18 protein-coding genes and 1 pseudogene are annotated in these 20,751 nt (G+C 57.8%); 9 read left to right on the forward strand and 10 right to left on the reverse strand.

Annotated elements, in window-relative coordinates:
* The first annotated feature begins 213 nt into the window (after window positions 1-213).
* Window positions 214-1,281, forward strand: a complete 1,068-nt coding sequence (locus AC3IX4_RS15280) for a phosphotransferase family protein (RefSeq protein ID WP_489256290.1) — start codon at window positions 214-216, stop codon at window positions 1,279-1,281.
* A gap of 25 nt (window positions 1,282-1,306) precedes the next feature.
* A complete protein-coding gene (locus tag AC3IX4_RS15285) occupies window positions 1,307-2,074 on the forward strand; it encodes an SDR family oxidoreductase (protein ID WP_489256291.1) in 768 nt (255 codons plus the stop codon).
* A 33-nt stretch (window positions 2,075-2,107) separates the two neighbouring features.
* Here AC3IX4_RS15285 and AC3IX4_RS15290 read toward each other — a convergent pair whose 3' ends face one another.
* Window positions 2,108-3,304: a CynX/NimT family MFS transporter gene (locus tag AC3IX4_RS15290; RefSeq protein ID WP_489256292.1), complete on the reverse strand. Its 1,197-nt coding sequence runs from the start codon at window positions 3,302-3,304 to the stop codon at window positions 2,108-2,110.
* 101 nt (window positions 3,305-3,405) lie between these two features.
* Here AC3IX4_RS15290 and AC3IX4_RS15295 point away from each other — a divergent pair, with 101 nt between their 5' ends.
* Window positions 3,406-4,257 carry a LysR family transcriptional regulator gene (locus tag AC3IX4_RS15295; RefSeq protein ID WP_489256293.1) on the forward strand — a complete coding sequence of 284 codons (852 nt, stop codon included), beginning with the start codon at window positions 3,406-3,408 and terminating at the stop codon, window positions 4,255-4,257.
* 17 nt (window positions 4,258-4,274) lie between these two features.
* Here the strand turns inward: AC3IX4_RS15295 and AC3IX4_RS15300 are convergent.
* Window positions 4,275-5,135: pseudogene (locus AC3IX4_RS15300) on the reverse strand (DMT family transporter); the annotation flags it as partial.
* Between the two features lie 133 nt (window positions 5,136-5,268).
* Here AC3IX4_RS15300 and AC3IX4_RS15305 point away from each other — a divergent pair.
* Window positions 5,269-5,706, forward strand: a complete 438-nt coding sequence (locus AC3IX4_RS15305; RefSeq protein ID WP_489256294.1) for an Lrp/AsnC family transcriptional regulator — start codon at window positions 5,269-5,271, stop codon at window positions 5,704-5,706.
* Window positions 5,707-5,714: 8 nt separating this feature from the next.
* Here AC3IX4_RS15305 and AC3IX4_RS15310 read toward each other — a convergent pair whose 3' ends face one another.
* Window positions 5,715-5,909: a hypothetical protein gene (locus tag AC3IX4_RS15310; protein WP_489256295.1), complete on the reverse strand. Its 195-nt coding sequence runs from the start codon at window positions 5,907-5,909 to the stop codon at window positions 5,715-5,717.
* A 153-nt stretch (window positions 5,910-6,062) separates the two neighbouring features.
* Between AC3IX4_RS15310 and AC3IX4_RS15315 the strand changes: the two genes are divergently transcribed.
* Together AC3IX4_RS15315 and AC3IX4_RS15320 are read left to right on the forward strand one after the other, a co-directional pair.
* On the forward strand, window positions 6,063-6,698 hold the full coding sequence (locus tag AC3IX4_RS15315) for a hypothetical protein (protein ID WP_489256296.1): 636 nt from the start codon (window positions 6,063-6,065) through the stop codon (window positions 6,696-6,698).
* 27 nt (window positions 6,699-6,725) lie between these two features.
* Window positions 6,726-7,385 carry a helix-turn-helix transcriptional regulator gene (locus tag AC3IX4_RS15320; protein WP_489256297.1) on the forward strand — a complete coding sequence of 220 codons (660 nt, stop codon included), beginning with the start codon at window positions 6,726-6,728 and terminating at the stop codon, window positions 7,383-7,385.
* On the opposite strand, the gene AC3IX4_RS15325 is transcribed toward AC3IX4_RS15320, so the two are convergent.
* The 4 genes from AC3IX4_RS15325 to AC3IX4_RS15340 all read right to left on the reverse strand — a co-directional run bounded on the left by AC3IX4_RS15325 (window position 7,327) and on the right by AC3IX4_RS15340 (window position 12,680).
* Window positions 7,327-7,932, reverse strand: a complete 606-nt coding sequence (locus AC3IX4_RS15325; protein ID WP_489256298.1) for a LysE family translocator — start codon at window positions 7,930-7,932, stop codon at window positions 7,327-7,329. The genes AC3IX4_RS15320 and AC3IX4_RS15325 overlap by 59 nt on opposite strands.
* Before the next feature lie 105 nt (window positions 7,933-8,037).
* Window positions 8,038-8,970, reverse strand: coding sequence for a Ppx/GppA phosphatase family protein (locus AC3IX4_RS15330; protein ID WP_489261292.1), 933 nt, complete (start codon window positions 8,968-8,970; stop codon window positions 8,038-8,040).
* A gap of 1,346 nt (window positions 8,971-10,316) precedes the next feature.
* Window positions 10,317-11,267: an alpha-E domain-containing protein gene (locus AC3IX4_RS15335; RefSeq protein WP_489256299.1), complete on the reverse strand. Its 951-nt coding sequence runs from the start codon at window positions 11,265-11,267 to the stop codon at window positions 10,317-10,319.
* A gap of 3 nt (window positions 11,268-11,270) precedes the next feature.
* Entirely contained in the window at window positions 11,271-12,680 is a 1,410-nt protein-coding gene (locus AC3IX4_RS15340; protein ID WP_489256300.1) for a circularly permuted type 2 ATP-grasp protein, read from the reverse strand.
* Between the two features lie 384 nt (window positions 12,681-13,064).
* Between AC3IX4_RS15340 and AC3IX4_RS15345 the strand changes: the two genes are divergently transcribed.
* The 3 genes from AC3IX4_RS15345 (at window position 13,065) to AC3IX4_RS15355 (ending at window position 16,611) form a co-directional block, all read left to right on the forward strand.
* Window positions 13,065-14,687, forward strand: coding sequence for an NADP-dependent glyceraldehyde-3-phosphate dehydrogenase (locus AC3IX4_RS15345; RefSeq protein WP_489256301.1), 1,623 nt, complete (start codon window positions 13,065-13,067; stop codon window positions 14,685-14,687).
* Between the two features lie 145 nt (window positions 14,688-14,832).
* Window positions 14,833-15,300 (forward strand): VOC family protein, encoded by a 468-nt coding sequence (locus AC3IX4_RS15350; protein ID WP_489256302.1) that lies wholly within the window; start codon window positions 14,833-14,835, stop codon window positions 15,298-15,300.
* A gap of 114 nt (window positions 15,301-15,414) precedes the next feature.
* Window positions 15,415-16,611 carry a DUF8534 domain-containing protein gene (locus AC3IX4_RS15355; protein WP_489256303.1) on the forward strand — a complete coding sequence of 399 codons (1,197 nt, stop codon included), beginning with the start codon at window positions 15,415-15,417 and terminating at the stop codon, window positions 16,609-16,611.
* Window positions 16,612-17,387: 776 nt separating this feature from the next.
* On the opposite strand, the gene AC3IX4_RS15360 is transcribed toward AC3IX4_RS15355, so the two are convergent.
* The 3 genes from AC3IX4_RS15360 to AC3IX4_RS15370 form a co-directional block, all read right to left on the reverse strand.
* Complete coding sequence (locus AC3IX4_RS15360) at window positions 17,388-18,023, reverse strand: hypothetical protein (protein WP_489256304.1); 636 nt, start codon at window positions 18,021-18,023, stop codon at window positions 17,388-17,390.
* 295 nt (window positions 18,024-18,318) lie between these two features.
* Window positions 18,319-19,089, reverse strand: coding sequence for an AVAST type 3 anti-phage protein Avs3b (avs3b, locus tag AC3IX4_RS15365; protein WP_489256305.1), 771 nt, complete (start codon window positions 19,087-19,089; stop codon window positions 18,319-18,321).
* Window positions 19,016-20,731 (reverse strand): hypothetical protein, encoded by a 1,716-nt coding sequence (locus AC3IX4_RS15370; RefSeq protein ID WP_489256306.1) that lies wholly within the window; start codon window positions 20,729-20,731, stop codon window positions 19,016-19,018. The genes avs3b and AC3IX4_RS15370 overlap by 74 nt, the downstream gene beginning before the upstream one ends.
* Window positions 20,732-20,751 lie beyond the last annotated feature (20 nt).

Below are 20,751 nucleotides of genomic sequence, written 5' to 3' on the forward strand. Positions count from 1 at the left end.
GAGGCCATCGCGGCTAAAGCCTGCTCCTACAAGGTTTGTCAGCATCCTGAAACCGAAGCCCCCAATGGCTTCGGTTTTTTAATGTCCATCGCTCATCAAGGCGATTGATCGGGCTGCAACACGGGTACCTATAAGGCAGCCGGACGCTTGTGAGCCCGCTTGCCACGCATTAGATTGGTCAATAATCACGAGCCTCATTCATAAGGGAAAAGCATGGCACTTACCGACCAGTCCACCCTGATTCGTGCCGGCGAAGAGCTAGATGCCGACTTGATCGATCCCTACCTCAAGGCCCATATCCCAGGCCTTGAGGGCATGCCTGCCATCAGTCAGTTTCCCGGTGGTGCCTCGAACCTGACCTACCTGATCGAATACCCAGGCCAGGAGTTCGTACTGCGTCGTCCCCCCTTTGGGCAAAAAGCCAAGTCGGCCCACGACATGGGCCGCGAGTATCGAATCCTCAACCAGCTCAACAGGGGTTTTCCCTACTGCCCCAAAGCCTTCGTGCACTGCACGGACGAGTCGGTGATCGGTGCCGAGTTCTACGTGATGGAGCGCGTCAACGGCGTGATCCTGCGCTCGGATCTGCCACAGGAACTGCACCTGGATGCAACGCAGACACAGGCGCTGTGCAAGAACTTCATCGACAAGCTCGTCGAGCTGCATCGCGTTGACTACAACGCTTGCGGCCTGGCCGACCTGGGCAAGCCTGAAGGTTACGTGCAGCGCCAGATCAGTGGTTGGAGCAGCCGTTACGAAAAGGCCCTGACGCCCGATGCCCCGCGTTGGGAAGCGGTCAAGGCGTGGCTGGTGGACAAGATGCCTGCCGATCACGCTCGACCTGCCATCATCCACAACGATTACCGCTTCGATAACGTGATCCTGGACCCTGCCAACCCCATGCGCATCATCGGCGTGCTGGACTGGGAACTGACCACTGTCGGCGACCCCCTGATGGACCTTGGCAACACCCTCGCCTATTGGATCGAAGCCGACGACCCGGCGCCGGTGCAATTGACCAGACGCCAACCCAGCAATGCGCCCGGCATGCTGACCCGTCGCCAGTTCGTCGACTACTACGCCGAGCGCTCGGGCATCGCCATCGACAATTACGACTTCTACTACACCTACGGCCTGTTCCGCCTGGCCGGGATCGTGCAGCAAATCTACTACCGTTTCTATCACGGCCAGACCCAAGACAAACGCTTCGCGCAGTTCATCCACATGAACAAGCTACTGGAACAGATGAGCCTGCAAGTCATTGACAAATCCAGCCTGTAACCTGCGATTACAACAAGGAAAAACCATGTCCAAGACCCAGTTGTTCGACCTCGACGGCAAGATCGCCTTCGTCTCCGGTGCCAGCCGCGGCATTGGCGAGGCGATCGCCCGGCTGCTGGCCCAACAAGGCGCCCATGTGATTGTCTCAAGCCGCAAAATAGAAGGCTGCCAGCACGTGGCGGACGCCATCACGGCAGCCGGCGGAAAAGCCACGGCCGTCGCCTGCCATATTGGTGAAATGCAGCAGATCAGCGAAGTGTTCGCCGGCATTCGCGAGCAATTCGGGCGGTTGGATATCCTGGTCAACAATGCGGCCACCAACCCGCAGTTCTGCAACGTGCTGGATACTGACCTGAGCGCGTTCCAGAAGACCGTCGATGTGAACATCCGGGGTTACTTCTTCATGTCGGTCGAAGCCGGCAAGCTGATGCGTGAGAATGGCGGTGGCAGCATCATCAACGTGGCGTCGATCAATGGTGTTTCGCCGGGTGAGTTCCAGGGCATCTATTCGGTGACCAAGGCCGCGGTGATCAACATGACCAAGGTATTCGCCAAGGAATGCGCCCAGTTCGGCATTCGCTGCAACGCCCTGCTGCCGGGCCTGACCGATACCAAGTTCGCTTCAGCACTGGTCAAGAACGATGCGATTTTGAATGTGGCCCTGCAACGGATCCCCCTCAAGCGCGTCGCGGCGCCAGAGGAAATGGCTGGCACCGTGCTTTATCTGGCCAGCGATGCTTCCAGCTACACCACCGGCGTTGCCTTGAATGTTGATGGCGGTTTCCTGTCCTGAACCTTTGCGCGCGCTGAGCGATGCGGTTGAAGATCAGGACAGCCCAGGCTCAGCGGCGCATGCCCCCGGTCGGTAACTGACCGGGCTGAAGACGCGAGTCAAGCCGATCATCAGCACGCACACCAGGATCAATGCCACCCAGGCACTGACAAAGCTACCGCTCTGCTCGCGCAACCAGCCGCTGAACCAGGGCGAAACGGCATTGATCAGAAAGCCAATGCCTTGCACGAATGCTGCCAGTTGCCCCGCTTCGCGTGGGTTAGCACGATGATCCAGTGTCAGTATCAAACTCAAGGCAAAGCAGGCGCCCAGGCCGAAGCCAATTAACGCCACCCACACCCACGCCAACTCACCCGGCAGAGCCACCAGACCACAATAGCCAATCACTTGGGCAAGCAGGCTCACCGTCAGCAGGCCTCGTCGGTCCACACAGCGCTGCGCCAGGGCCGGCATCGCCAACGCCGCCAGCACCTGGAAGATGGTCATGAAGGCCAACAACGAGCCGCTGCTCGTGACGCTCCAGCCCAACTGCACATAAAAGGCAGGTAACCAGGCCACCATGCTGGTGTAGCCGGCGTTGATCAGGCCGAAATACAGGGCCAGCAGCCAGGCCCTGCGCTGTCGATAAAAGCGCAGGCCCGCAACAGCTTGGCTATTGCCACTGCGTTTTTCGGCTATCACCATCCACAGCGGCAGTGCCAGAAGGGCCGGCACAAGCCAGATGCCCAGGCCAGGCTGCCAGTGCTGGAAATAATGGGCTGCCATTGGGCTCAACAAGGCTGCAAGGCCTCCGCCGCTCATCAAGGCCGCCGAATAGACGCCCATCGCCAAGGGTACGCGACTGGCGAAGCGACGCTTGATCACCGCCGGCAGCAGTGCCTGGATCAACGCCACACCGGCCCCTCCCAGCAGCGCCGTGCCCAGCAACACGCCGCTCTGACCAAAGCACCAGCGCAGCAGGCAAGCGGTAAAGATAAACACCAGCCCCAGCGCCACCCCACGCCTTTCCCCCAGGCAAGCTTCCACCCGCACGGCGGCCAAGGCCACGAGCCCCATGCACATCACCGGCAAGGTGGTCAGCAGTGCCGCACCCTGAAAGCCAAGGCCGGTGGCCTCGCGGATTTCGCCGAGCAACGGGCTGACGGAACTGAGGATCGGCCGCAGGTTAATACCAATCACCACCAGCAAAGCCCAGCCCAACCAGGCCGGAATAGGTTTGACGTTGTTCATGGGCTCCCGCCGATTGTGAAAATCGAATTATCGCCAGCCAGCAAAGTATTCAGAAATTAAATATAGTGATGCCTATCAGTGGCTCTGAGAATGATCCCGCCGTGTTCGACCACTCCCTGTTGCGAAGCTTTGTCACCGTCGTGGATTCCGGCGGTTTTACCCGCGCGGCCCAGCGGCTGCACCTGACTCAATCCACAGTCAGCCAGCAATTGCGTCGGCTGGAAGAAAGCCTGGGTTGCCAGCTACTGGACCGCAGCCAGCGCCAGGTCATGCCCACGGTCGAAGGCGAGCGGCTGCTGGGTTACGCCCGACGCATTCTGGCCCTGCACGAAGAAGCCGCCGAGAGCATCAGCCAGCAATCGGGTGTTGGTGTGTTGCGGTTGGGTTTGGCGGAAGATTTTGTCAGCGAGCGCGTGATGCCTCTGCTGGCCGAATTTGCTCGGGAGTATCCCTCGGTACGTCTGGAGGTCAGCAGCGGGCTCAGTACCCAACTGCACCGTCTTTACCAGGACGGTGAATTGGATCTGCTGCTGATCAAGCAGCGAGGCAGCAGCGATGACTGCGTCGCTTCCTGGCCCGAGCCGCTGGCCTGGGTGGACAGCCTCAAGCATCCAGCCATGGGCCGCACGCCCTTACCGCTGGTGGCTTTCCCGGCCGATGGGTTGTACCGCAACGAGATGCTCCACCATTTGGACGTGGGAGGCTGGCATTGGCGCATCGGCTATTCCAGCGCCAGTTTGGCCAGCGTGTGTGCAGCGGTGGCTGCGGGCCTGGGGGTCAGCTTGTTGCCATTGCGGGTATTGGGTGAAGGGCATCGGGTGCTGGGCCCAGAAAGCGGCTTGCCGGATATTCAAGGCATGCGCCTGGCCTTATACGCCCGCACTGGGCTGGGCGCTGCCGGGCATTTATTGCTGGGGCGCTTGCAGGCGTTGTGTGAACGCACCTCCAACTGATCAACGCTGCGCCACCACCAACCCTGCTGCATGCCGGCTGCCGCCACCAGAATCGCGGCCACCCCGAGCCACTGGAGCAGATCCAGCCGATGATCGAAGGCCAGCCAGTCAACGAAGATCGCTGCGATCGGGTAAATAAACGACAGCGCACCGGTCAAGGCGGTCGGCAACTTCTGGATGGCGCCATAGAGCAGCACATACATAAGGCCGGTATGCACCATCCCAAGCGTCAGCAGTGCCGCCCAACTCTGCGGCAGTTGTGGCAACGTCGAAAAATTCGCCCAGGGTGCCAGCAGCAAGACCCCGGTCGTGACCTGGATCAGCGCAATCAGATGCGGCGGCGTATCGCTCAGTCGCTTGATGATCAAGGCCGCGAAGGCATACAACAACGCCGCACCCAGCGCCAGGCTGATGCCCACCAGATAGTCATTGCCTGCAGCCCCTTGCTCACCATGGGCACTGACAATAGCGAGCATGCCGACAAAGGCCACGCTCAACCAGAACAGCTTCGGCGCAGTCAATTTTTCACCGAGAAACAGCGACGCCAATGCCACCAACAGAAAGGGCTGAACGTTGTAGACGGCCGTGCCGATCGCAATCGACGCACGGGAATAGGAGGCAAACAGCAATACCCAGTTGCCCACGATGGCCACGCCGCTGAGCACTGTCAGCCAAAAGCTTTTGCGGGTCAGAATGCCCGGTCGCAAGAAGCCCATCAGCGCGCAGATCACAAACAAAGTGATAGCCCCGAACAGGCAGCGCCAGAACACCACATCAAGTACGGCCTGCCCGGACACCAGCACAAACCAACCGATGGTTCCTGAAATCAACATGGCCGCGACCATTTCCAACGAACCGCGTTGCAATGAGGTCAGCATAATAAGCCTCCTTTTGTCAGGGCATCAGTATCCCAAGCCGAGTAGGCGCGGTTCCAGCGCTTGGCGCAGGCTAAACTGATCCTTGGCCTTTTTTATAAAGGCAGATTGGCAAAAGTACCGAGAGGGAATAAGGATGACCGATGAAATCGACCGAGTACTGATCAGCGCCTTGATGGAGGACGCCCGGCGTTCGCTCAAGGCGCTGGCGCAACTGAGCGGCCTGTCTTCTCCCAGTGTCGCCGAGCGCCTGCACAGGCTGGAGGAACGCGGTGTGTTGACCGGCTACACGGTAGAAGTCGATCCCAAATGTTTCGGTTATCAACTCCAGGCCATCGTCCGCATACGCCCCTTGCCGGGCAAGCTACAGGAAGTGGAGCGCCAGATCGTGGCCATTCCTGAGTTCACTGAGTGCGACAAGGTCACCGGCGACGATTGCTTTATTGCGCGCCTGCACGTGCGCTCAATGGAGCAGTTGGACGCCCTGCTCGACCGGCTCAACGGCTATGCCGAGACCAATACGGCGATCGTCAAGAAGAGCCCGGTCAAGCGCCGCTTGCCGCCGATGGCCTGATGTGGCGGTTATAGCGGATCGTCTCGATCAGGAAAATAGCGACAACTCTTGCGTTTGGCCATCTGCTCGGGCGACGGACGCTCATGGACAAATACCGGTGGGCGGTCGGAATAAATTTCCAGAAACCCCCACTTCAGGTCCGCTTCGGTCTGACCTGGCTTGGGCGGCTCGAACCACCAGACTTCTCGACTGATCAGTGCCATGGATTGACCTCTGGCCTCGGAATGACCGTTTCATCTGGGTAACTATAGCGACACGATGAACGGTGGGAGCAAAAACAGGCCAAGACCATTAATGGCATATTTTTATGCTTTAATTGTTCTTGTAAGCTCATCCACCTTATCGAGGAGACTTTCATGAACATCAAAACATTGGCACTGCTGGTGTTGGCACTGTCCTTCAGCCCCGCCTGGAGCCCTTCCCAGCAAGCCCTTGCCGCCACCCCCACGACCGACTCCGCAGCATTGACCACCCGCCTCGCTTTGCGCGACCTCTGGGTTGAGCATATCTTCTGGATCCGCACCTACGTCATTGCCAATCAGACCGGGCAACAGGCCCAGGCCGACAGCGCCGCCAAGCAAGTCGTGGCCAATGCCACCGCCATCGCCAACAGCCTTGCGCCGCTGTATGGCCAACCTGCGGCCGACCAATTGCTCACATTGCTTGCCGGGCATTGGGGTGCGGTCAAGCAATACAGCGATGCTACCGTTAGCCAGAACGCCAAGAACAAGGACGCCGCCGTCAAGGAGCTGACCAGCAACGCCAAGGCCATTGCAGCGTTCCTGTCCAAAGCCAACCCCAATTTGCCAGAGCAGGCGCTGGTCAACTTGCTGGCCGCCCATGGTGGGCATCACGTCGCGCAGATCGACGAGCTGGCGAAAAAAGACTACAACGCCGAAGCTCAGACATGGGCGGCCATGCGCACGCATATCCTGATGCTGGCCGATACCTTGACGGCGGCGCTGGTCAAACAGTTTCCCGACAAGTTCTAGAGTGTTTCCAAGGTAAGGAGTCATCCCATGCTTCAGGGTTTAGGTCGTACCCAACAAGACTTGTTGAGCGCACTGCTCTACCAGTCCGATGGCATGAGCATCGACGAACTGGCCAATCATCTGGCCGTCACCCGCACGGCCATCCGCCAGCACCTGGCAGCGCTGGAGCGCGACGGGCTGGTCGTGCGGGGCGAAACCCGGCCGACCGGCCGACGCCCGGAGCAGTTGTACCAACTGACCCCACAGGGCCGTGAGCTGTTTCCTCGGCAATATCAATTGCTGGCCAACCTGCTGATCGGGGAAGTGGCCGAACTGCTCGGCGAGCCTGGGTTGGTCGCGCTGATGCGCAGCCTGGGCAAAAAACTCGCGGCCGGGATGGCTAGCCAGGAATTGAACGAAACTCAGATTGCCGAACAGATGAACCAGGCAGGCTACGAAGCCGAGGTATTTTTTCGCTCAAGCGAACAAACCGAGATCGTCGCGCACAATTGCGTCTTCCACCATTTGGCCAAGGTGCACCCGCAAGTCTGTGAACTGGACCTGGCCCTGATAGGTGCCTTGGGGCATGGCGAGGTCGAGCACCTGGAATGCATGTTACGCGGCGGTCATGTGTGCCGATTCAAACTCATCAGGCAAAAAACAAGGGATACAGCGACAGCACCAGCAAGGTCGCCATCGACAGGTTGAACACCATCAACCAGCGGGGGTTCTGCAATACATTGCGCAGGGCACTGCCAAACCCGGCCCAGACGCACACCGCCGGCATGTTGATCACCGCGAAGACCACCGCAATGGTAATGACATTGAGCAAGTAACCTTGGGAGGGCGTGTAGGTCGTGATGGCACCCACGGCCATGACCCACGCCTTGGGGTTAACCCACTGAAACGCGGCAGCGCCCCAGAAACCCATTGGTTTGCGATTGCCAGCCATCTCTGTGGCCAGCGGGCCCGAGGTAGCAATCTTGTAGGCCAGGTAAAGCAGGTAAGCCGCGCCGATGTAGCGCAGCACTTCATAGGCCATTGGGAAGGTCTTGAACACCTCGCCCAAACCAAAGCCCACCGCCATCACCATCACCATGAATCCGACGCTGATACCCACCGCATGGGGGATGGTGCGACGAAAACCGAAGTTCACGCCCGACGCCAGCAACATGGTGTTGTTGGGCCCCGGTGTGATCGAAGACACGAACGCAAACAAGGCGAACGCCGAGAGCAGATTGATGGAGAGCGACATGATTTCATCCTGAACGAAGTGAATGCGACAGTCACGACATTATCGGAATAGAACCTGTTTGCTCCGGTACAGTTAAGAGAAATTGCAGGAGTACACCCAAACTGTTTAGTTATGTACCAATCCGTGCAACAGTCCTAGCCGCAACCCAGGCTCCGACGGCGTCATGCTGTCGATACCGAGGGTCTTGAAGGCGGCGAGCATGATTGCCAGTCCACCCGGCAACATGTTCAGCCGTTGGCTTTGCAAGCCCACCAGGCGCAAACGGTTGACGTTTTCCGCCGCCAACAGGCGCAGTACCAGGCGCAACAGCCCGGCATGGGTGATGCCGCTTTGCCCCGGATCGTTCAGACCATTGAGTTTGAGGATCTTGGCCAGCATGCGCACCGTTCCCGACGAACCCAGCGCTTGCTCCCAGCCTTGGGCACGGTAGCGCCCGGCGATTTGTTCGATATACCGGCACGCCACCCGCTCGGCCTCCTGCAGTGACAGGCTGCACACCCGTCCCCCGGCAAAGTAGCGTTTGCCAAAGGTGCCACTGCCAATGGGCAGGCTTTCGGTCAGCAGCGGATGATCGCCCTGCCCCACGATAAACTCAGTTGAGCCGCCACCAATGTCCACCACCAACCGCGTGGCTTGTTCGGATGGCATGGCATGGGCGATGCCTTTGTAGACCAGTTGAGCCTCTTGATGGCCGCTGATGACTTCAATAGGGAAACCCAGGCGCTGCTCCGCGCCGGCCAGAAACACACAGGCGTTATTAGCCTGGCGAACCGCACTGGTAGCCACCGCTCGGACCCTTCCTGCATGAAACCCGCGCAGGCGCTTGCCAAATCGCTCCAGCGCCTGCCAGCCACGCTCAAGCGCGAGGTGATCGAGTGCATCCCCTTCGAGCCCCTCGGCCAAGCGCACCGGCTCGCGCAACGTTTTGACCTCTTCGATGACCAGACGGCGATCTCGTTTGACCGGCTGGGCAATCATCATGCGAAAAGCGTTGGAGCCCAGATCAACGGCGGCAAACAGCGAGAGATCACCTTTCATGAATTTCATGAACAAGTCCTGTCGTGGGGGCCGGGGGCATTTCAGCGCGAGCCGCGAGGGAGAGTAGTCGAGAAAGGGTGCCATCATTTTGATGCCACTCGGATGTCAGCCCATGTGCAAGTCGACAAAAGCGTCGTTGATGGGGAATATCGGCGTTAATGACCGAGATGAAACGGTTCACCTATCGACATGTATTCCGTCGGAAGTCACGAAGCAGGCAACAGCGCAAAACCCCACGAGGTGTCCGCCTTGGTTGTTCCTTTGCTCTTGAGATCGAGCGCCGCCCGCGCGGCGCATCGCCGGCTAAAGCCGGCTCCCACATTGGTTGCAACGTGCCATGGCCTGTGAGAGTGGAGTTGTCAGCCACGTGCCCCCCACTCGAAACCAATAAAATCCAAAGCCGAACCACCAAGGCTAACAACCCCTACCCCACAGGCCATGGCACGTTGCAACAAATGTGGGAGCCGGCTTTAGCCGGCGAATGCGCCGCGCGGGCGGCGCTCGATCTAGGCAACAGCGCAAAACCCAAGCCAAGCGCCTGGAAGCCTTGATACGGCCTTCCTCCCTTCATTCTCAGGGTGAACCGCAGAGTGCCTGTCAACAGATCGCATGAGCCACACAAGGTGCCTGCCTTGGTTTTTTCTTTGTTCTTGAGATCGAGCGCCGCCCGCGCGGCGCATTCGCCGGCTAAAGCCGGCTCCCACATTGGTTGCAACGTGCCATGGCCTGTGAGAGTGGAGTTGTCAGCCACGTGCCCCCCACTCGAAACCAATAAAATCCAAAGCCGAACCACCAAGGCTAACAACCCCTACCCCACAGGCCATGGCACGTTGCAACAAATGTGGGAGCCGGCTTTAGCCGGCGAATGCGCCGCGCGGGCGGCGCTCGATCTAGGCAACAGCGCAAAACCCAAGCCAAGCGCCTGGAAGCCTTGACACGGCCTTCCTCCCTTCATTCTCAGGGTGAACCGCAGAGTGCCTGTCAACAGATCGCATGAGCCACACAAGGTGCCTGCCTTGGTTTTTTCTTTGCTCTTGACATCGAGCGCCGCCCGCGCGGCGCATCGCCGGCTAAAGCCGGCTCCCACATTGGTTGCAACGTGCCATGGCCTGTGAGAGTGGAGTTGTCAGCCACGCGCCCCACCCGAAACCACAAAAAATCCAAAGCCGAACCACCAAGGCTAACAACGCCGATCTCACAGAAAATGGCACGTTGCAACCAATGTGGGAGCCGGCTTTAGCCGGCGAATGCGCCGCGCGGGCGGCGCTCGATTTGGGCAACAGCGCAAAACCCAAGCCAAGCGCCTGGAAGCCTTGACACGGCCTTCCTCCCTTCATTCTCAGGCCTTACACCACCTCCAAATACGACTCATGCACCATCTGCCCCAACGCCCGCACCTGCTCAATCAGTTCGGTCAGCCACCCGTGCAGCCCCGCCCCCAGAATCTCGTCGATCCCGGTGTAGCGCAACCGGGCATTGAGTTCTGCCGCCAGCCGCTGGGCGCGGCGGCCAGTGGTGCTTGGCAGGTCGGCGAGGATTTGGTCCAGTTCCTCGACACAGGCATGCAGGGAGCGCGGTACATCGGCGCGCAGCAGCAGTAACTCGCACACCTGGCGAGCTGCCGGCGAATGCCGATACGTCTCGGTGTAAGCCTCGAACGACGACAAGGCCCGCAGCAAGGCACTCCACTGGTAGTAACCTCGGGCCGAATCGTCGCTGACTTCCTCGGACTCTTCACCGAACATTTCGTAGCGTGCATCCAACAAACGCAGCGTGTTGTCGGCGCGTTCGATAAAAGTGCCCAGGCGAATGAAGCTGTAGGCTTCGTTGCGCATGATGGTGCCGCTGGTGGCACCGCGGAACAAGTGCGAGCGCTCTTTCACCCACTCGCAGAAGCGGCTGATGCCATAGCGCCCCAGCCCTTGGCTTGCCAGGCTGCGCATCTCAAGCCAGGTGGCGTTGATGTTTTCCCACATGTCGGCGGTAATCCGCCCACGAACCGCGTGGGCGTTGGTTCGGGCAGCGCGCAGGCAGCTGTAGATGCTGCCAGGGTTGTGCTCATCCAGGACGAAAAAGTGCAGCATGCGCTCCACGTTCAACTCGCCGTGACGCTCGTGGTAGTCCTCCAGGGTGCCGGTAGACAACAGCGCCATGGCAAGCTCGGTGTGCCCTTCTCCGCGCCCGGCCTGGGGCATCAAGGACAACGAATAACTGACCTCCAACATCCGCGCCAGGTTCTCGGCGCGCTCAAGGTAACGGGACATCCAGTACAGATCGGCAGCAGTTCTAGAAAGCATGGTTCAGTCCTCTACCACCCAGGTGTCCTTGGTACCGCCGCCTTGCGACGAGTTCACCACCAGCGAGCCTTCACGCAGGGCAACGCGAGTCAGGCCACCGGGCACCAGGCGGGTTTCGCTGCCCGACAACACGAACGGGCGCAAGTCGATATGCCTGGGGGCAATCCCCTGCTCGACGAAGGTCGGGCACGTGGACAGGCACAGGGTCGGTTGGGCGATGTAGTCCTGCGGCCGGGCCTTGAGCCGGGCACGGAAGGTTTCAATCTCGGCGGCGCTGGCGGCAGGCCCTACCAGCATGCCGTAGCCACCGGAGCCCTGGGTTTCCTTGACCACCAGTTCTGGCAAGTGCGCCAGCACATGGGACAACTCTTCAGGTTTGCGGCATTGCCAGGTCGGCACGTTTTTCAGGATCGGCTCTTCATCGAGGTAGAAACGAATCATGTCGCCGACATAGGGATAGATCGACTTGTCGTCCGCCACACCCGTGCCGACGGCATTGGCCAGGATCACATGGCCTGCACGGTAGGCGCCCATCAGGTCGGGAACCCCGAGCATCGAATCAGGGTTGAAGAACTTCGGGTCGAGGTAGGCGTCGTCCAGGCGACGATAGATCACATCCACTGCCTGCGGGCCTGCGGTGGTGCGCATGTACACACGCTCATCGCGCACGAACAGGTCCGCGCCCTCGACCAGTTCCACGCCCATCTCGCGGGCCAGGAACGCGTGCTCGAAATAGGCACTGTTGAAGCGCCCCGGCGTGAGCACCACCACCGTTGGGTTATCCAGCACACAGGAACTTTTAAGCGTGTCGAGCAGTAAGTTGGGGTAGTGGTCGATAGGACGCACTCGCTGGGCGGCGAACAACTCCGGGAACAGGCGCATCATCATCTTGCGGTCTTCGAGCATGTAGCTCACGCCGCTGGGGGTGCGCAGGTTGTCTTCCAGGACGTAATAGCTGCCGTCCCCGTCGCGTACCAGGTCGACCCCGGCAATGTGCGAATAGATATTGCGATGCAGGCTCAGGCCCTGCATGACTTTCTGATAGCCCTCGTTGGCCAGCACCTGCTCGGCAGGCACGATACCTTCCTTGAGGATGCGCTGGTCATGGTAGATGTCCGCCAGAAACATGTTCAGCGCCTGCACCCGCTGGATGCAACCACGCTCCACGACTTCCCACTCGCTGGCCTTGATGCTGCGGGGAATGATGTCAAATGGAATCAACCGCTCGGTGCCCTGCGCATCACCGTAAAGCGTGAAGGTAATACCTGCCCGATGGAACAACAGGTCGGCCTCCCGCCGACGCTGTTCCAGCAATTCAACCGGCGTGCTCGCCAGCCAGCGTTCAAACGCCTGATAGTGCGCGCGACACTTACCGTTTGCCTCATACATCTCGTTGTAAAACGTACGGTCCATGCCGAATTCCCTGTTGCCCGAGACTTTGAACTGTCACAGCAAAGCCTGTGCCTGATCGGCTGGCAAGCGGAAAACAGCCGGCAACCAGAAAAAACCCTCTTCAACGCGCACCCTTATAGCGCCATCGGTCAAACCGAGGGCAAAAGCGCACTAAAAACAGGCGATTACGCCATTTGCGCGATCGCCGCTGATCGATCCCTTGGTGTAGGAGCCGGCTTTACCCGCGATGGGCTCACCGCGCATATCAGGCAAATCGCGTCGTGTTCATCGCGGCTAAAGCCTGCTCCTACCAGTCGCCTTGTCTTCCAGAGCGCTAGCCGAAATTGAAATTTTGCGTTACAAGAATACTAGCTGAAACGCTTCATCTAACTCCAAGAGGCCGTCATGTCCCAAGAAACGATTCTCAGCCAGCTGTTCCCTACCGCCGAACAAATCCCCGAGGCCTGGCGCCTGGAAGGCCCGATCGAACAACGCGAATACCTGGTCGATGGCCAACTGCTGAGTTGGCAAGGGCCGTTGCGATCGGTGCGCAGCCCTATTTGCCTGGCCAGCGCCGAGGGCGATCAAGCGGTGATTCTGGGCAGCACCCCGCAACTGGATGCGCAAACCGCCCTCACCGCCCTGGATGCCGCCGTACGCGCCTACGACAATGGCCAAGGCCTATGGCCGACCCTGCGAGTGGCCGAGCGGATTCGCCATGTGGAAACCTTCCTGGCCAAGATGCGCGAACAGCGCACCGCCGTGGTCAAGCTGCTGATGTGGGAAATCGGCAAGAATCTCAAGGATTCAGAAAAAGAGTTCGACCGCACCTGCGACTACATCGTCGATACCATCGAGGCACTCAAGACGCTGGACCGACGCTCCAGCCGCTTCGAACTGGAACAGGACACCCTCGGCCAGATTCGCCGCGTGCCGCTGGGTGTGACCCTGTGCATGGGCCCTTACAACTATCCGCTCAATGAAACCTTCACCACCTTGATCCCGGCGCTGATCATGGGCAATACCGTGGTGTTCAAGCCGGCCAAGTTCGGCGTGTTGTTGATTCGCCCGCTGCTGGAGGCCTTCCGAGACAGCTTCCCGGCCGGGGTGATCAACGTGATCTACGGCAGCGGCCGCGAAACCGTCAGCGCCCTGATGGCCAGCGGCAAGATCGACATCTTTGCCTTTATCGGTACCAACAAGGCCGCCAGCGACCTGAAAAAACTTCACCCGCGCCCTCACCGCCTGCGCGCGGCCCTGGGCCTGGATGCCAAGAACCCCGGCATCGTGCTACCTCAGGTAGACCTCGACAACGCCGTGAACGAGGCAGTCACCGGCGCCCTGTCGTTCAATGGTCAACGCTGCACGGCATTGAAGATCCTGTTTGTCCATGAAGACATTGCCGACAGCTTTATCAGCAAATTCAACGCGCGTCTGGCGACCCTCAAACCGGGCATGCCGTGGGACGGTGCCGCCCTGACGCCGCTACCGGAGCCTGGCAAGGTCGACTACCTCACCACGTTGGTGAGCGACGCCATTGCTCATGGCGCACAGGTGGTCAACCCCGGTGGTGGTCAGGTGCGCGAATCGTTTTTCTATCCGGCGGTGCTTTACCCGGTCAGCCCGGCGATGCGCGTCTACCATGAAGAGCAATTCGGCCCGGTGGTGCCGGTGGTGCCTTATCGCGACCTGCAGACGGTGATCGATTACGTGCTGGATTCGGATTTCGGCCAACAACTGAGTATTTTCGGCACCGACCCGACCGAAGTCGGGCGCCTGGTCGATACCTTCGCCAACCAGGTCGGGCGTATCAACCTCAACGCCCAGTGCCAGCGCGGCCCGGACACCTACCCCTTCAACGGTCGCAAAAACTCGGCCGAAGGCACCTTGTCGGTCCATGACGCCTTGCGGGTGTTCTCGATCCGCACCCTGGTCGCCACCAAATTCCAGGACAGCAACAAAACCCTGATCAGCGAAATCATTCGCAACCGAGCGTCGAGTTTCCTGACCACCGATTACATCTTTTGACGGGTACCGGAGTCTGATGTAGGAGTCGCTGGATCACCTGTGGGTCCGGCGAGCTTGCAATTGGCAAAATACTGTATAAACATACAGATTACTTGGCGAGTGTCTTCGCCAAGTGGCCAATCAACATCGAACGGAGGGAACTACCATGAGCGTCAAACCCATCCCGGAGGGCCAACACAGCATCACGGCCTACCTTGGCATCGCCAATGCCAGCGAAGCCATCGACTTCTACAAACGCGCCTTCAACGCCACCGAAATGTTTCGCCTCACCACCCCAGACGGCAAGATCGGCCACGCCGAGCTTCGTATCGGCGACTCTTCGATCATGCTCGGCGAGCCGTGTGATCAGAGCCCATTGCGCAGCTCGCAATCCCAGCAGCCGTCCATTGGCCTGCACCTGTACGTGACTGACGTCGATGCCCAGTTCAAGCAGGCCATTGATGCAGGGGGCATTCAGGTCAGCGAAGTCAAGGATCAGTTCTACGGCGACCGTAGCGGCACCTTGACAGACCCCTATGGCAACCTCTGGTTTGTCGCCACTCACAAAGAGGATCTGTCACCCGAGCAAATCAGGCAGCGTGCTGCCGAAATGTTCGGCGGCAAGGCTAGCTGACTGAATGCTGCTCACCGGCCTGTGCCGGTGAGCAGCCCGTGACGGCAGTCGATTTTTGCCTTACCTTGACCGCACTGCACACCTTTAGCGCAAGGGTCCCGGCCTGGATAGCCTATGAGAATCATCGAGAAAAATGGCACCCTGGTGCGCACCCTGACCCCTGCTGAAGAAGTACTGGCCCGCGGCTTTGCCAGCGGAACCCTGGAGGGTCACCGCCAACTGCAAGCCAACCAGTTGCTGATGAAGCTTCGCACCGAAGGCCACTGGCTGGCCTGCGATTGCCAGCCCCACGCGCTGCCGGTCATGAACGTCACGCTCAACAGCAACACCGGTACGGTGTTCCTCAAGAACAACCCAGACACCCCGGAGCATGCGCCAGACTGCCCGTTCATCAAGGACGAATATCACAGCGCGTCAGCGGCCGAACGTGAAGCACCGCCAGCCGCCTGGCTACCCCCGGACATGCCGTTGAAGTTGATCGGCGAGTTCCGCAAGACTGACAACCCCGAAGGCGAGCGCGGCCCCCTGACGCCCGCCCAGCGCCGCGACCAGCAACGCTTGTTGTCATTGCTGGTGACCTGGATCGAAGCCAGCGGCCTGAATGTCTATGCGACCCATTTGAAAAAGGATCTGACCCAGCAGTTCGCCGAACTGCGCAGCGTGGCCGCGCGCTACCCACTGGTCGACCGCGTGCCGGCCAGCAACTACCTTGAAACACGCATCGACATGAAGCACATGATGATGCTCAAGGCCCGCCTGCGCGAAACATCGCTGTTCGGCAACCATCGCCGCTATGGGCTATTGCTCGACTGCGTCAACGATGTCCGCGCGCGCAAGCTGTTCAATGATCGCAGCGAAGACGGCTTCGACTTCCAGGGCCATCACTTGCTCTGGGGAGGCGCCAGGGCGAGCGGCCCGCTGCTGGCCCTGGCGATCTACTCTCCGGCCACGGCGGGCAGCCACTTCTACGAAATGATCCATGTCGCCACCCTGCCCGTGCTGTCGCGAGGGCACCTGTTTCCGGTCTACCGCAACGAAGAGCGCGAACCGCTGAAGATGCTGGTGTCCCTGATCGACTGGATGGCCAGCAAAGGGGTCAAGGTCGTCATGCGCAGGCCCATGATCGGCGGCGATGAAATGGATGAGCTGGTGTTGAGCTCTGACTTGGACCGAGTTTTGTCGGTATCACTGGTGCAACAGCCACAAGGGCCAGAGCCGAGTTCTGACACCTTCAAACGTTTCGCAGACTTCAAGAGCCTGGAGACGTTCCGCAAATACGTGGCCGGGTTCTTCATGCGCGAGCGCGACTGACGGCTGCTAGCAACCGAAAGCTCAAGATAGATGCCATTGCCCACCGCGTACTTTTACTGGACAAAACTCTCCAACGTAGAGAAATCCTATCTGATCATGCAAATTTGATCGCTGAGTACAAAGTCACCATGGCGAACTGGAAGGCCGATGAGGAAGAACTCAAGATAAAACGTCAGAGCTTCCACAATCGGCTTGAGGAGCTCAGAAAATAAGCCCTAGCGGAAATCACCAAAGCTCGACAAGTGGAAACGGATGCGGCGACAGCTATGCCCAAGCGATCGCATGGGGTGATGTAAAGAGTGAAAGAGCAGCCAGTGCCGATGCGCAAAACGCTGGTAACAACCTCACAACAACTACGGAGCAGCATCGTCGTCAGCAATTGATTATCACCGCGCTGGAGTAAGAGCTCGTAACGGTCGATCAGCACATCACAGAGGCGCAAGAGGAATACAAGAAGATTGAAACGAAGACTTTGCATCTTGCACATGATACGCTCGAGGATAAATGGAACACCGCCGCAGAAGCGGCGCTAGACATTGGCGGCAAGTTGTATACTGCGACCAAACTGATCGGGCGAGATGCCGTAACTTTGATGAACCTCGACATCCCTGAGCACGGAGGAAATTCCGGCAGTTGGAACCAGCGTCACCTTGAAGATCGGTCCCACCAAACACAGCGCAGAGGATGTTCTCGCAAGCTAGCTACGTAGTACGATAAACGCTCCAAAAAAGCCGACCTCAGTCGGCTTTTTATGTATCCGGAGCAAGCTCGCCAGATTATTTGTCACAGACAAAAGTGAAATCCACCAACTTATAATTTGAAATCTGATTCAGCAACAGCTTGCAACCCTCATCCTTATAACTTACGCCTACAATATTCCCCGGGTACATTCTCCAACTTTTGTTATTAACAATAATCTCAGCATAATCATTCAATACAATATCGGTAACCGACACAACCACATCCAAACCAAAAATTTTCTTGGAGGTGCTTTTAGTCAGAGAGAACTCAGACGCCTCACTATAGAGGCTTGAGATAAAATCATTTTTCTGTTTAAGCTTTTCGCTTAGCTCAGAAAGCTGCTTTTTTAGCTCACCAACTTTTTTTTCATGAAACGACTTAATTGATTCGATTTCTGCTTCCTTTTGATGAAAATCGATTTTAACCTTTTCAAGATCTTCCTTGAGCTTCTTATTATCAAGAATAAAAATTATTTGACCATCCAAATGACTCGAAGCAGTTTCAATTCTTTTAATTGTTTCCGGCAACTTCCATTTCTCAGACCTTTCATATCCATCCACAACAGACGATAACTCTTCGATCCTATCATTGCGCACATTCCAAGTGGCTGCGACTACCGCCCCAACTAAGGCAAAGCCCCCGATGATTACTTGATTAAGACTGAACTGCACTGATTTTCCCTATAAACCTAACAGCTAAATACCAACCGTAGCAAAGCTCATTTTTTGTTCGGATCGACATGCTACGGCTCCCTCATTAAATTTTCTACCAGCAGCTTCTGGTATTTACCGCGCACCTCCAATCAACGAAAATTAGACGAGAGCAGCCTTTCATGATACGCATGACAATTACTTAGTGCACACATCAAAAAACAGGAAGCATTTGAGAACTTTCAAATTCAAAATACAATCCTGAGGTTATGTGTTAACTCTCAGCGATAGCCGTTAGTGAAATGTGCTAATAAATTCACGACTGCCCGCGGTCCACATCGGAATCGCCGATAGAGGGTGGCAACCCCTCCAGGCGGTCGTCTATATCGTTTACCAACATCGTCGCTTTAGCGAGAAACGACTCCAGCTTATTTTTTCGGTCAGTAAGGACGCTTCGCTGGTATGCGTTCGGGTCCGGCTCTTTCATCAGATCGCTCTGATCCTTGATGAAACGGATCACGCTGAATTCAAAGCTTTCGTCGATGCCCGCTTCCATGGCAAGCTCGACCCATTCCATTGACTTATCCAGCGCCGCGTCCGCCGCCAAGGTCAGGCAATAGTCGATGAGAACCTTCGAAATTTGATCGAAGGCGCTCGCCAACTCAACCCAATGCTGCGTTTCCTTGGCCTCACTGCACTCCATTTCCGGTGCGCGAGATGGTGAAAAGTATCGGGGGGACTGGCTTTCTGGATCGAGACTCGCTAAAGCCCTCAAAATCGGTTCGAATTCTTCGAATGGCCGCATGCCTCGTGGCAGTGCAAAGCGTTGAGCCCACAGAGCCAGAATCGCATCGCGAAGATGTGCTTGCTTAGCCACTCGATCTTCGCCCGTCGAGGCCTCTGCTTCCTGCATAAGCTCCGCAACATAATGCGCCATCCAGCGTCCGAGAGTATCTACGGAGTCGCCGAGCCCTAACTCGCCAACGAGCTTTTTCCCAAGGGCGATTACCGCTTCAGAGCGAGCGGATTGTTCCGTCACTTCTAACAATGAAGATTCTGGTGCTTGGTGGAATGTTTCGGAGCTCATCGTCGCCTCGTTTTTCATAATGTTGATGACGAGATCGTCGCTGAATTTCGACCTCGACAACCAAGTCCATGCCGATTGCCGTCAGGAAATTAACAACAAACTGGACGGAAGCTTCAAGCCTAAGCCCGTTCGACTGTTCGGTACTATCTTTTTCGGGAAAATACCCCCATGTTTCGGATTGAAGTATCGGCGTCGGACTTGAGGGAGATAGCCACATCCGGCGGTCGGAGTCTGTGAGTAAACGCATCATTTCGACAACGAAGGGAGCGGGCTCAGGTGCGGGGAAGCGTATATCACCAGCCCACCGATCACTTTCGTCGATGCCACCTTCGTTTGGCCGGTCGACGATCCACCCCTTCAACTGATAGGCCCCCTGATCAATCTGGAGATCGTCATCGAAATTGGGAATTCGAAAGTCGTGCGGATTATCTGTCGTCTGAAGTGCTCGAAGCAGCGATGCAGAGCGTTCGCGTGACACCAAAGCGGTGTGAACTAGAATCGACTCTTTTCTACTTGTGTCCAAGTCTGACCACCGCCCCCAAACGGTCATAAAACCTGCCTCAGGGTGCAGCGCTCGTTCGAAGTCGCTGATCGCAATCGAGCCCAACCACTCGGTTTTGTTGCAGTCGTCTCGCCAATCGGGGCGCTCCGTTGGTTGTGGATCGCGCCGATCTGCAAGCCACCGGCCGTCTGTGCGCGAAATGTCGTGACGTGTCATCCAGTCCGAGAACTTATCGTCTTCCCAATCGTTGGAGCTCTCGATCTGCGGCCTTGTCGCCAGTAGACGTCCGGCTGCTATCATCATTCCGTGGTACGAAAGGTAGAATCCATGGTCATCTACTCGTGGATAACTACCGTGGCTATGGTGTGTGCCTTCGTGTTGATAAAGGCGCAGCCTATTCCGTTCGTCTACGTCCCAACGATGTGGCCCCGCATAGCCAAGATCGCCGCGAATTGCCTTTAGCGTTTCCCGCTCCACATCGGACTGCGACATCCCAAAGCATCGGCCGAGCGGCGCCAGCCAATACGGACCGAAATCTATCCCAAAGAAGTACCGGTCGTTCTCTGGAAGCTCTTCTTCGTCAGGCACTCCTGTCTCATCGGAAACTCGTTCTTTCAATGAATCGCACTTTTCGGTGTCGAACTGTGAGGAATTGATGTCAACCAACCGTTGCCGAATGTCCGACGCTAGGGTAATGAGCCCTTGTGCGTCAAGCTTTAAGACGGCTCGAGCCGCGAATAAACGGATAATAATATGCGGCTGGTTCACGCTTGCGTGCGCCAGAAGATAATCCAAGTGCGGAACAAGCACAGGACCATGCTCTTGTGCCGCCCTTGCTGCCGAGATCAGCAGCCACTGTTGGGCGTGCAGACTATAAAAAGCGAACCGGACGTCTCCGAATGGCATCGTGGTATTGGCGGTCGCATGATTCACGAGTCCATCAATGATGCGTGTTCGCCTCATTGCACAAAGGGCAACTACGACGTGTGCGGCTTCCCATCGGGTTGCCGCCACCGGTGACGCCAGGCCCGCCCATATATATCCTGCAAGCGCATCTTCCACTGCTGCTGGCGGTGTGAGATGCGCCGTCCAGCGGCCGTCGCCATCGTTGTCTTCCAGAACAGTATTAAACAGATCCAACCCATATGTCAGGACTTCGA

The organism is Pseudomonas sp. KH_021, assembly GCF_057838865.1.

What these genes read in the sequence shown, in the direction of transcription:
- AC3IX4_RS15280 (WP_489256290.1), top strand. Translation starts at nt 214, where the DNA reads ATGGCACTTACCGACCAGTCCACCCTGATTCGTGCCGGCGAAGAGCTA.
- AC3IX4_RS15285 (WP_489256291.1), top strand. Translation starts at nt 1,307, where the DNA reads ATGTCCAAGACCCAGTTGTTCGACCTCGACGGCAAGATCGCCTTCGTC.
- AC3IX4_RS15290 (WP_489256292.1), bottom strand. Translation starts at nt 3,304, where the DNA reads ATGAACAACGTCAAACCTATTCCGGCCTGGTTGGGCTGGGCTTTGCTG.
- AC3IX4_RS15305 (WP_489256294.1), top strand. Translation starts at nt 5,269, where the DNA reads ATGACCGATGAAATCGACCGAGTACTGATCAGCGCCTTGATGGAGGAC.
- AC3IX4_RS15310 (WP_489256295.1), bottom strand. Translation starts at nt 5,909, where the DNA reads ATGGCACTGATCAGTCGAGAAGTCTGGTGGTTCGAGCCGCCCAAGCCA.
- AC3IX4_RS15315 (WP_489256296.1), top strand. Translation starts at nt 6,063, where the DNA reads ATGAACATCAAAACATTGGCACTGCTGGTGTTGGCACTGTCCTTCAGC.
- AC3IX4_RS15320 (WP_489256297.1), top strand. Translation starts at nt 6,726, where the DNA reads ATGCTTCAGGGTTTAGGTCGTACCCAACAAGACTTGTTGAGCGCACTG.
- AC3IX4_RS15325 (WP_489256298.1), bottom strand. Translation starts at nt 7,932, where the DNA reads ATGTCGCTCTCCATCAATCTGCTCTCGGCGTTCGCCTTGTTTGCGTTC.
- AC3IX4_RS15330 (WP_489261292.1), bottom strand. Translation starts at nt 8,970, where the DNA reads ATGAAAGGTGATCTCTCGCTGTTTGCCGCCGTTGATCTGGGCTCCAAC.
- AC3IX4_RS15335 (WP_489256299.1), bottom strand. Translation starts at nt 11,267, where the DNA reads ATGCTTTCTAGAACTGCTGCCGATCTGTACTGGATGTCCCGTTACCTT.
- AC3IX4_RS15340 (WP_489256300.1), bottom strand. Translation starts at nt 12,680, where the DNA reads ATGGACCGTACGTTTTACAACGAGATGTATGAGGCAAACGGTAAGTGT.
- AC3IX4_RS15345 (WP_489256301.1), top strand. Translation starts at nt 13,065, where the DNA reads ATGTCCCAAGAAACGATTCTCAGCCAGCTGTTCCCTACCGCCGAACAA.
- AC3IX4_RS15350 (WP_489256302.1), top strand. Translation starts at nt 14,833, where the DNA reads ATGAGCGTCAAACCCATCCCGGAGGGCCAACACAGCATCACGGCCTAC.
- AC3IX4_RS15355 (WP_489256303.1), top strand. Translation starts at nt 15,415, where the DNA reads ATGAGAATCATCGAGAAAAATGGCACCCTGGTGCGCACCCTGACCCCT.
- avs3b (WP_489256305.1), bottom strand. Translation starts at nt 19,089, where the DNA reads ATGAGCTCCGAAACATTCCACCAAGCACCAGAATCTTCATTGTTAGAA.